Origin of the sequence: Pseudomonas sp. B14(2017) (genome assembly GCF_002113255.1) — a bacterium.
Classification (GTDB): domain Bacteria; phylum Pseudomonadota; class Gammaproteobacteria; order Pseudomonadales; family Pseudomonadaceae; genus Aquipseudomonas; species Aquipseudomonas putida_Z.
In genome coordinates, this window is record NZ_NEJY01000043.1 from 1 (window position 1) to 10,824 (window position 10,824).

Below are 10,824 nucleotides of genomic sequence, written 5' to 3' on the forward strand. Positions count from 1 at the left end.
GCTCAATGAAGCCCTGGAGGCGCGGACCGATGCGTTTCTGCAGCAGGTAGACAAGCAGTTCCGTGACCCACTGGGCCGCAAGGTGCGGGCCATGGTGCTGAGTGGCGCGATCAATATTGCGGCAACGGGTAACCGTAGCCAGATGATCGAAGTGATGCTCTGGACGTTGGAAAGTGCTGAAAGTTTACAGGCGCGGCTGGTGCAGTTGCGCGAAGGTGCAGCCGGTGGCGTCGGGGCGCTGGTACGCAATATTGCGATTGGTGCGGGTACGCTGCGTGCGCAGGTTACGGGTGGTTTGAAGATCAGTTCTACGGCCGCGCAAAGCGTGGCAAGCGATGCGATGCGCAGCCTGCGGGATGCTGCAGCGAGTAACGAAAGCGTGAAGCTGCTGTTTGCCTTGGGGGGCATATGGTTCCAGCAGGACAGCCTGGGCAAGAACTATCGGGCGTTGCAGGAGATGCATCAGAACAATCCGGAGGCGCTTGCGGCGATCTGGTCTTCATCGCTTGGGTTGTTGGGAGTGAGTGTCGAAGCGGCAGGGCTTGCTGTCACACTTGTACGACCGAAGATACCGTGGCCCGGAACGGTAACCACAGCCTTACTAGGAAAGAACCTAGCCAAGTATGGCGGCGCCATCGCTGCACTCGCCAATGCCATGGATGCAGTGCAATACGTGAATGCGCTCGCCAGAACTAATAACCAAGGGGACAGCACCTCTGCAAACCAGTACGCTCGCGCGGCCGTGCTTGCTACAGTTTCCACTGTCTCTGGTATTTACTCGGCATTATTCGCAAGTTCGCTACTCGGTCCCTTAGGCTTTACGATCATCCTTGGTCTGGCAGCCTATACGCTGGCGATGGATGCCAAAAATCAAGAATCTTCACTATTAGAGCTTTGGTCCCGACACAGTAGATGGGGAACACCAGAGGAACATCGTCGCTGGATGAATCCACAAGATCTGGATACCGCAATTGGCTCACTGAACGCGGCAGCCTTGGGAGTTCAAGCGCAGGCTTCAATTGAGACAAGATTTCAACCAACTCACAGTACGTACACGCTAGACCAAACAAAAGCCTTCATCAGCGATGACGCTGCTGTCGCGGCAGGTTTTTATCTCGATTTGTACATAAGCTTGCCAAATTTCAGCACTGAAGACGCACAGTACAAATGGCAACTGACTGTGTACCCAGCAGGGCAAAATCGACTGCCTTTTTATCTCTCCGGTAATAGTTCACATCCAAAAGTAGTCGAATACGTGCCCGAAGAAACCCAAAAAACCTTTGCTAGCCCTGAAAGCGTCAGCGAACGAATAATTTTTAAAACCACCGATAAGACCCTGCACATCAGCACTTCAATTCCACTACTGGAAAACCATTGCACAAAAGCTATTGAGCTAACGCTCACTTATTGGCCCAACAAGCATGACATGTCAGGTTATGCAAAAGTGACAATGAGAGAAAACAATCTGTCCTCGCTAAGGAGTCTATTCTAATGGCCCGCCCGCACCTTAACCCGCCATGTACAGGATGGATAGAGGACCTACCCCATCCTGACATTCCCATTGCGACCGAAGCCAGCCTGGGCAATCAATCCCCTAACCATCAGGATCTTATCTACCTTGAAGTACCCAGACCCCTCGGTTGGGCAAGAGAAGTAATGGCTTTACTTTCGCTTCCAACTATCGCCATCACCACCCCTCTGCTCAGTTTCATAAACTCCAACTTGGAGCAGAGAGACTTCGAATCCGTGCTAGTTGACATATTAATACTTGCATGCGGAGTATGGGCATCCGTATTTTGCCTTCGAGCAAGCATATCCCCACCCCGAGATGAACCCCTTCGCTTCAACCGAGTACGTAAAAAATTGTATGCGTACAATTTCAAGTACTGCTGGTGGAACCCCTTCACGAACTGGAAAGTAGAAACAGTTTGCTACGACTGGTCCCAAGTCCGCGCCGAGCGCTGGTCCCAGACCGGCGCACTGCCAAACGGTGGGTTAATTTTCAAATCGGGTGTCACACTCTCCATCGTTGCACCTGGCACAAACAATGTCATCGACCGTTTTCCTCTGGTTACGATGGGTGCCGACCAGCATGCCTGGGCCTACATCTGCACCTACATGCAGGAAGGCCCCTCAGCCCTGCCACCACCCGCCCCCCCCAAGGATCACAACGATGTGCTCTGGTGTGAGTTCGCCCTGCGCCTGGCACCCCGAGTAGAGTGGCCAGCGGAAATGGATCTGGAGTCGAGAACCGCCCCCTGAGCTTACTGTCTTGCGCTGCTTGCTCTGGCCCCATCGCCGGCATGCCAGCTCTCATTGAACTGCACATGACTCATTGAATTAGCAGGGACTCTGTGGGAGCGGCTTCAGCCGCGAACACCGGCGCAGCCGGTGCCATGCACCGCGTTGGATTCTTCGCGGCTAAAGCCGCTCCCACAGGGTACGCGGGCCGCTTGCGAATTCAGTTTTCTACGCGACAGCGCAGCCCATAGGGCTGGGCAATCTCTCTTGGACTGCACATGACTCATTGAATTAGCAGGGACCCTGTGGGAGCGGGCATGCCCGCGAACACCGGCGCAGCCGGTGCCATGCATCGCGCTGGATTCTTCGCGGGCACGCCCGCTCCCACAGGGGTTACATGGTCGGCGCCACCAACCTGTACCCCACCCCTGGCTCGGTGATGATGAACCGCGGCGCCGTGGGGTCATCGCCCAGCTTCTGCCGCAGATGCCCGACCACGATCCGCAGGTAATGGGTGTCGTCCACATGGGTAGGCCCCCAGATATCCTTGAGCAGTTGCTGCTGGGTAATCACCCGCCCCGGGTGCCCGGCCAGTTGCGCCAGCAGCGCATACTCCTTGCGGGTCAGCGCCACTTCCACGCCATCCAGGGTCACCCGGCGAAAGGCAAAGTCCACCATCAGCGGCCCAAAACTGGCCGCCACTTCCGAGCCACCGGCCTGCGGCACCTGGCGCAGCAAGGCGCGCACCCGCGCCAGAAACTCCTGGATGCCGAACGGCTTGGTCACATAGTCGTTGGCGCCACCATCCAGCGCATCGACCTTCTGCACTTCGCTGGCGCGCACCGACAACACCAGCACCGGCACCGCGCTCCACTCGCGCAGGTCACGCAGTACCTGCTGGCCGTCCATGTCCGGAAGGCCCAGGTCAAGCACCACCAGGTCCGGCTTGCCCAACGCCGCCTGGGCCAGCCCTTCCGCGCCGGTGGCGGCCTCGAGCACCTTGTAGCCTTGCGAGGCCAGGCTGATACGCAGGAACTTGCGGATCTGCGGTTCATCGTCGATGACCAGAAGGGTGGCGGACTGACTCATGGGGTTTCGCTTTCGGTTTCAGGTTGAGGAGGCAGCGGCAAGCATAAAGTGATGCTGGTGCCCTGGCCATCGATGCCTTCGCCCACCAGGATCTGCCCGCCATGGGCGCCGATCATGCCCTGGCAGATCGCCAGGCCCAGGCCGGTGCCCTGCCCGCCGCGGTCGCCGCGAGCGGCGGTGTAGAACATGTCGAAGATCTTCTCGCGATCATCCACGGGAATGCCGGGGCCCTGGTCGCTGACGGCAAAGCACAACAGGGCATCCTGCACCGACACCTGCAGCTCCAGCCGGCCATTGGCTGGCGAGAAGCGCGCGGCATTTTCCAGCACGTTGACCAGCGCCTGCTCGATCAACGCCGCATGCACGAACAGCAACGGCAGCTCGGCCGGCACATCGGTGTGTACCCGCAGCGGCGCCAGCACCGCGCGCAGGCGGTTGAGCGCGCTGCCGACGATGTCGGCCGGGGCCACCCAGTCGCGGGCCAGCTTGAGGCCGCCGTGGCCCAGGCGGGTCATGTCGAGCAGGTTCTGGATGTAGCGGTCGAGGCGTTCGGCCTCGTTGCGGGTACCTTCCAGCAGTTCGCGGCGGTCGGCGGTGGGGATCGCCTCGCCCAACGCCAGCAGGCTGTCGATGCTGCCGCGCATGGCGGTCAGCGGGGTGCGCAAGTCATGAGAAACGGACGCGAGCAAGGCGCTGCGCAGCTGCTCGGTTTCGCCATGCAGGCGCGCGGCCTCCAGCTGTTCGGCCAGGCGCGCGCGGGCCAGGGCCTGGGCCAGTGGCTGACCAAGGGCAGTGAGCAGGCGCCGGCGCGGGTCGCTGAGCGGCTGGCCGGAACGTGGGCGCACACCGAGCAATGCCAAGGGCTGCTCATCCACCGCCAGCGGCCACCACCACCAGCGGCCATTGGGCAGGGTGTCGCTGCCATGACCGGCGGCCTGGCCGTGCTGCCAGGCCCATTCTGCGGCGGCGCGTTCGTTATCGCTGAAGGCATGGGCTTCGCCGCTGGCCACCTGCAACTGGCCTTCGACATTGCGCTCCAGCAGGCACACCTGCATGTCCTGCCAACCGTCCAGGTGCTGGCCGGCGGCGTTGAACACCGCCTGGCGGTCGGTGGCCACGGTCAGCCGGCGCGACAGGTCGAGCAACTGGTTGGTCTGCGCCTGGGTCTCGCGCAGCGCCTGCAACTGGCGGCGCTGGCGCGCAGCCAGGTTGCCGGTGAGTGCAGCCATCAACAGGAAGAACACCAAGGTCAGCACGTCTTCTTCGCGCTGGATCCTGAACGACAGATTGGGCGGGATGAACAGGAAGTCGTAGGTCAGGAACGACAGCACCGCGCAGGCCAGCGCAGGCCCCAGGCTGCTGCGCACCGCCACCAGCAACACCGCGGCCAGGAACACCAGCGAGATGTTGGGCAGGGCCAGCACACTCGACACCGCCCAGGCCAGGCCCGCGGCCATGACCGTGGCCAGCAGCGCCAGCAGGTAATGGCGCCAGACCCACACCCGCCGCACCGCCGAACGCGGCGCTTGCGGCTGCGCGTCGCGGTCCAGCACGTTGATTTCCAGGCCGTGGCTTTCGCGCAGCAGCCGCGCGGCCACACCGGCACCGAACAGGCGCCGGCGCAGGCGGTCGCGGGACTGCCCGACCAGCACCAGGCTGGCCCGCCGTTCGGCGGCATGCTGGATCAGCGTGCGCACCACTTCGCCGGCACGCAGCAGTACCACCTCCCCGCCCAGGCGTTCGGCCAGTTGCTGGGCAGCTTGCAGGCGCTGGCGCGCGGTTTCGTCGCGCAGGCGGCCGTTGTCCACGTGCACCAGGCTCCAGGGCAGGTGGCGGCGTTGCGCCACGCGGCTGGCATGGCGCACCAAACGTTCCGCCTGGTCGTCGCCATCCACGCCCACCAGCAAGCGCCCACGCAGGGCCGGGGCTTCCTGGCCGCGTTGGCGATAACCGTGGGCCAGGTCGGCATCCACCTGGGCAGCGGCGGTCTGCATGGCCAGTTCGCGCAGGGCGGTAAGGTTGGTTTGCGAGAAGAACGCATCGATGGCGGCCCGCGCCTGCTCGGGCACGTACACCTTGCCTTCGCGCAGGCGTTCGAGCAGCTCCCGGGGTGGCAGGTCGATCAGCACCAGCTCGAAGGCTTCCTGCAGTACCCAGTCCGGCAGGGTTTCGCGCACTTGCACGCCGGTAATGTCGCGGACCTTGTCGTTGAGGCTTTCCAGGTGCTGGACGTTGACCGTGGTGTACACATCGATGCCGGCGGCCAGCAGTTCCTGTACGTCCTGCCAGCGTTTGGCGTGGCGGCTGCCGGGCGCATTGGTGTGGGCCAGTTCGTCGACCAGCACCAGGGCCGGCGCGGCCTTGAGCAGGCCGTCCAGGTCCATTTCCTCGAGGGTGACGCCGCGGTACTGGCTGCGCAGCAGGGGTTGCTGCTGAAGGCCTGCGAGCAATACCTCGGTTTCGGCACGGCCATGGGTTTCGACCACACCGGCCAGCACCTGCACGCCCTGGCGTTGCTGGGCGTGGGCGGCCTGGAGCATGGCGAAGGTCTTGCCGACGCCGGGGGCGGCGCCAAGGAACACCTTCAACCGCCCCCGGCCGCTTCGCGGGAGGGTAGCCAACAGCGCGTCTGCGCGGGCGGAGTCACTCATCTTTCATCCTTTGCTATTTCCAGCAAGCAGCAAATCCAGGGACAAACACCGTACCTGTGGGAGCGGGTTCACCCGCGAATGCAGTAGTAGCGCCACCGACGCATTCGCGGGTAAACCCGCTCCCACAGGGTCCCTGCTAGCCCCTCAAGTCATCTATCAATGGCTGAGGTTTTCCAAGGCCTGATTCAAGGCCAGCACATTGACCACCGGCGGGCCGATCAATGGGTGGAGGGTGGCCTCTTCCAGCAAGCCTTGCAAGCGCTCCACCGGCAACTGCCGTGCCGCCGCCACCCGCGGGATCTGGTAGGCCACGGCCTCCGGCGGCAGGTGCGGGTCGAGGCCGCTGCCCGAGGTGGTGAGCAACGCCTGGGGCACCGGCCCCTGCTGCGCCTGGTACAACGCAGCCGCATCGCCCTTGACCCGCTCGGCCAGCGCCGGGTTGCTCGGCGACAGGTTGCTGGCGCTGCTGGCCACAGTGGCATAGGCGCCTGCCGATGGCCGCGCGTGGAACCAGCCATCACCCTGGAAATCCTGGGCGATCAGCGCCGAACCGCGCACCTGGCCCCGGTCATCGCGCACCAGGCTGCCATTGGCCTGGCTGGGGAAAACCACCTGGGCAATACCGGTCACCGCCAACGGATACAGCGCGCCGGTCACCAGGGTCATCAACAGGGCCAGGCTCAATGCCGGGCGTACATAAGCATTCATGGTGGCCTCCTCAGACCAGGTGCAGGGCATTGAGCAGCAGGTCGATCAGCTTGATCCCGGCAAACGGCACGACAATGCCACCCAGCCCATAGATCAGCAGGTTGCGCCGCAGCAGGTGCGCCGCACTGGCCGCCTGCACACGCACGCCGCGCAGCGCCAGCGGGATCAGCACGATGATGATCAGCGCGTTGAACACGATGGCCGACAGAATCGCACTCTGCGGGCTGGCCAAATGCATCAGGTTGAGCACGCCCAGCTGCGGGTAGATGGCGGCGAACAGCGCCGGCAGGATGGCGAAGTACTTGGCCACATCGTTGGCGATGGAGAAGGTGGTCAACGCGCCGCGGGTCACCAGCAGCTCCTTGCCGACCTGCACCACATCCAGCAACTTGGTCGGGTCGCTGTCCAGGTCGACCATGTTGGCCGCCTCGCGCGCGGCCTGGGTGCCGTCGTTCATGGCCATGCCCACGTCTGCCTGGGCCAGGGCCGGGGCGTCGTTGGCGCCGTCGCCGCACATGGCCACCAGGCGGCCGTCGTTCTGCTCCTGGCGGATGCGCGCCAGCTTCTTCTCTGGCGTGGCCTCGGCCAGCACATCATCCACGCCGGCCTCGGCAGCGATGGCGGCAGCGGTCAGCGGGTTGTCGCCGGTCACCATCACCGTGCGGATGCCCAGCTTGCGCAGCTCGGCAAAGCGCTCGCGGATGCCGGGCTTGACCACGTCCTTGAGGTGGATCACGCCGAGCAGGCGCTTGTCGATGCACACCAGCAACGGTGTGCCGCCGCTCTGGGCAATGCGCTCCACTTCACGGGCCAGTGCCTGGGGCATTTCCAGGCGTTGCATGCCAACGAACGCCAGCACGGCGTCGACGGCGCCCTTGCGGTAGCGGTGCTGCTGCAAGTCGATGCCCGACAGGCGCGTCTCGGCGCTGAACGCCACCGCCTCGAACTGCCCGGCGGCCGGTTCGACGAAGTCATGCAACTGGCGCAGGTACTCGACGATCGACTTGCCCTCGGCGGTGTCGTCCGCCAGCGAGGCCAGCAAGGCGCCCTCCCCCAGCTCGCGGGCGGTGATGCCCGGTGCGGCGTGCAGCGCGCTGCAGCGGCGGTTGCCGAAGGTGATGGTGCCGGTCTTGTCGAGCATCAGCGTATGCACATCACCGGCCGCCTCCACCGCGCGGCCGGAACGGGCGATGACGTTCAGCCGCACCAGCCGGTCCATGCCGGCAATGCCGATGGCCGACAGCAGGCCGCCGATGGTGGTGGGGATCAGCGTCACCAGCAATGCGGCCAGGAAGATCAGCGGCAGGCTGCCACCGACGAAGTGGGCGAACGGCTGCAGGGTCACCACCACGATCAGGAAGATCAGGGTCAGGCCGATCAGCAGGATGTCGAGAGCGATCTCGTTCGGGGTCTTCTGCCGCTTGGCGCCTTCGACCAGGGCAATCATGCGGTCGAGGGTCGATTCGCCCGGGTTGCTGGTGATGCGGATCAACAACCAGTCGGAGACCAGCCGGGTATTGCCGGTCACCGCCGAGCGGTCGCCGCCGGACTCGCGGATCACCGGCGCGGACTCGCCGGTAATGGCGGCCTCGTTGACCGCAGCGATACCTTCGAGCACCTCGCCGTCACCGGGGATCATTTCGCCGGCTACCACGCGCACCACATCGTCCTTGCGCAGCGCGCTGGCCGCGACGGTCTCGTAGCTGCCATCGCGCTTGCGACGCTGGGCGGTCAGGCCCTGGCTACCGGCCTTGAGGCTGTCGGCGCGGGCCTTGCCACGGCCTTCGGCAAGGGCCTCGGCGAAGTTGGCGAACAGCACGGTGAACCACAGCCACAGGGCGATCTGCACGGCAACGCCGGTGCTCACGCCACTGCCGGGGGCGAAGCACAAGACGGTGGTCAGCACAGCAGTCAGGGCGACTACCAGCATCACCGGCGAGCGCTTGAGCTGGCGCGGGTCGAGCTTGACGAATGCCTGCACCAGCGCCGGGCGCCACAACGCGGCGAAGCGGGTCTGGTCCTTGGCACTGTGCCGAGCTTGTACTTCAGGAATGGGCATGTTCATGGTCGGTCCTCAAAAACCCAGGCTCAAGTGTTCGGCGATCGGCCCAAGGGCCAGGGTCGGCAGGAAGGTCAGGCCACCGACCAGCAGGATGGTGACCAGCAGCAGGCCGGTGAACAGCGGGCCATGGGTGGGGAAGCTGTTCAGCCCCTGGGGCGCGCTTTTCTTCGCCGCCAGGCAGCCGGCCAGCGCCAGCACCGGCAGGATGTAGCCGAAGCGGCCGACAAGCATGGCCAGGCCGATCATCAGGTTGTGGAACACCGTGTTGGCACCGAAGCCGGCAAAGGCCGAGCCGTTGTTGGCCGTGCCAGAGGTGTAGGCGTACAACAGCTGGCTGAAGCCATGCGCACCCGGGTTGCTGACCGCACCCGCCGGGCCCGGCAGGCTGGCGGCGATGGCGCCGAGCACCAGCACGCCGACCGGCATCACCAGCAGGGTCGCCACCAGCAACTGCACCTCGCGGGCCTGCAGCTTCTTGCCCAGGTATTCCGGGGTGCGGCCGATCATCAGCCCGGCCAGGAACACCGCGATCAGCACGAACAGCAGCATGCCGTAGAGCCCTGCACCGACGCCGCCAAAGATCACCTCACCGACCATCATGTTGACCATCGCCACCATGCCGGTCAGCGGGTTGAGGCTGTCGTGCATGGCATTGACCGAACCGTTGGAGGCAGAGGTGGTAGTCACTGTCCACAGCACCGAACCGGTGGTGCCGAAGCGGCTTTCCTTGCCCTCCATGGGGGCGCTTTGCTGTACCTGCGCGCTCTCGAGGGCCGGGTTGGGCTGGTACTCGGACCACAACGCCGTGCTGCCCCCGATCAGGAACAGGGCAAGCATGCAGGCGAGGATGGCGCGGCTCTGGCGCAGGTCCTTCACGTAGTGACCAAAGGTGAACACCAGCGCCACCGGGATGAGGATGATCGAAGCCACCTCGAACAGGTTGCTCCAGGCCGTGGGGTTTTCGAACGGGTGCGCCGAGTTGACCCCGAAGAAGCCACCGCCATTGGTACCCAGCTGCTTGATGGCGATCTGGCTGGCGGCCGGGCCCAGCGGGATGGTCTGCTCGGTGCCTTGCAGGGTGACCGCGTGGGCGTAGTCGGCCAAGGTTTGCGGTACGCCCTGCCATACCAGCAGCAACGCCAGCAGCAGGCACAGCGGCAGCAGGCCGTAGAGGGTGGCGCGGGTCATGTCGACCCAGAAGTTGCCCAGCGTCGTGGCGCTGCGCCGGGCGATGCCGCGGCACAGGGCGACCAGCACGGCCAGGCCTGTGGCGGCGCTGACGAAGTTCTGCACGGTCAGGCCGAGCATCTGGCTCAGATAGCTGACCGATGCCTCACCGCTGTAGGCCTGCCAGTTGGTGTTAGTGACGAAGCTGACCGCGGTATTGAACGCCAGCGACCATTCCTGGCCGGGCAGATGCTGCGGGTTGAATGGCAGGTAGCCCTGCAACAGCAGCACGGCGAACAACAGCAGGAACCCGGCCAGGTTGAAGGCCAGCAGGGCCAGGGTGTACTGCTGCCAGTTCTGTTCCTGGCTGGCGCGCACGCCTGCCAGCCGGTAGCAGGCTTGCTCGACCGGGCCCAGCAGGGGCGACAGCCAGGTGCGCTGGCCTTCCATGACCTTGAAGTAGAACCGCCCGAGCCAGGGTGCCGGTAGCAGCACGATGGCGAAAAAAGCCAACAGCAAGGCGAAGTCGTAACTGTGCATGGCCGCTCCCTAGCTGCGATCGGCGCGCAGCAGCGCCACCAGCAGATAAAACGCCAATGCCACTGCCAGCAGCAGTGACAGCCCGTCGAGCATGTTCATGTGTGGTTCTCCCCGTGGTGCGGCTTGGGCCGCTTTGGGGAAATTGTCCGAGCGAGGGGCGTAAAGGGGCGAGATTGGGGGGTGGGGATGGGAATAAAGAAGGTGTAAAGATCGGGGGTTGAGGTTGCCTGAACCGGCCTCTTCGCGGGTAAACCCGCTCCCACAGGGTGGACTGCCCCCGAAAAGTTGGACAGTTTTAGCCAGTGGCCTGAGTCCTGTAGCTGACAGGGCTCAGGCCATTGAGTTTCAGCCTGATGCGGTCATGGT

Annotated in this window: 7 protein-coding genes and 1 pseudogene; 2 read left to right on the top strand and 6 right to left on the bottom strand. The window is 64.2% G+C overall.

Translation table 11 applies throughout. The features are described 5' to 3' along the window. Together CAG34_RS27090 and CAG34_RS29535 are read left to right on the top strand one after the other, a co-directional pair. A pseudogene (locus CAG34_RS27090) lies at positions 1–1,492 on the top strand (hypothetical protein); the annotation flags it as partial. A 164-nt stretch (positions 1,493–1,656) separates the two neighbouring features. Further along, a complete protein-coding gene (locus CAG34_RS29535; RefSeq protein ID WP_371858062.1) occupies positions 1,657–2,262 on the top strand; it encodes a DUF6708 domain-containing protein in 606 nt (201 codons plus the stop codon). A 372-nt stretch (positions 2,263–2,634) separates the two neighbouring features. Here the strand turns inward: CAG34_RS29535 and CAG34_RS27100 are convergent, their stop codons facing one another. The 6 genes from CAG34_RS27100 to kdpF all read right to left on the bottom strand — a co-directional run bounded on the left by CAG34_RS27100 (position 2,635) and on the right by kdpF (position 10,557). After that, complete coding sequence (locus tag CAG34_RS27100; protein ID WP_013973414.1) at positions 2,635–3,330, bottom strand: response regulator; 696 nt, start codon at positions 3,328–3,330, stop codon at positions 2,635–2,637. Further along, entirely contained in the window at positions 3,327–5,981 is a 2,655-nt protein-coding gene (locus tag CAG34_RS27105; RefSeq protein ID WP_085593475.1) for a sensor histidine kinase KdpD, read from the bottom strand. The genes CAG34_RS27100 and CAG34_RS27105 overlap by 4 nt, the downstream gene beginning before the upstream one ends. 156 nt (positions 5,982–6,137) lie before the next feature. Then, positions 6,138–6,689, bottom strand: a complete 552-nt coding sequence (gene kdpC, locus CAG34_RS27110) for a potassium-transporting ATPase subunit KdpC (protein WP_085593477.1) — start codon at positions 6,687–6,689, stop codon at positions 6,138–6,140. 10 nt (positions 6,690–6,699) lie between these two features. Beyond that, positions 6,700–8,754 (bottom strand): potassium-transporting ATPase subunit KdpB, encoded by a 2,055-nt coding sequence (kdpB, locus tag CAG34_RS27115; protein ID WP_085593478.1) that lies wholly within the window; start codon positions 8,752–8,754, stop codon positions 6,700–6,702. A 9-nt stretch (positions 8,755–8,763) separates the two neighbouring features. Beyond that, a complete protein-coding gene (kdpA, locus tag CAG34_RS27120; RefSeq protein ID WP_085593480.1) occupies positions 8,764–10,458 on the bottom strand; it encodes a potassium-transporting ATPase subunit KdpA in 1,695 nt (564 codons plus the stop codon). Positions 10,459–10,467: 9 nt separating this feature from the next. After that, positions 10,468–10,557, bottom strand: coding sequence for a K(+)-transporting ATPase subunit F (gene kdpF, locus CAG34_RS27125; protein ID WP_003251485.1), 90 nt, complete (start codon positions 10,555–10,557; stop codon positions 10,468–10,470). Positions 10,558–10,824 lie beyond the last annotated feature (267 nt).

Coding starts and splice junctions, on each gene's coding strand:
- CAG34_RS29535 (WP_371858062.1), top strand. CDS start 1,657: ATGGCTTTACTTTCGCTTCCAACTATCGCCATCACCACCCCTCTGCTC.
- CAG34_RS27100 (WP_013973414.1), bottom strand. CDS start 3,330: ATGAGTCAGTCCGCCACCCTTCTGGTCATCGACGATGAACCGCAGATC.
- CAG34_RS27105 (WP_085593475.1), bottom strand. CDS start 5,981: ATGAGTGACTCCGCCCGCGCAGACGCGCTGTTGGCTACCCTCCCGCGA.
- kdpC (WP_085593477.1), bottom strand. CDS start 6,689: ATGAATGCTTATGTACGCCCGGCATTGAGCCTGGCCCTGTTGATGACC.
- kdpB (WP_085593478.1), bottom strand. CDS start 8,754: ATGAACATGCCCATTCCTGAAGTACAAGCTCGGCACAGTGCCAAGGAC.
- kdpA (WP_085593480.1), bottom strand. CDS start 10,458: ATGCACAGTTACGACTTCGCCTTGCTGTTGGCTTTTTTCGCCATCGTG.
- kdpF (WP_003251485.1), bottom strand. CDS start 10,557: ATGAACATGCTCGACGGGCTGTCACTGCTGCTGGCAGTGGCATTGGCG.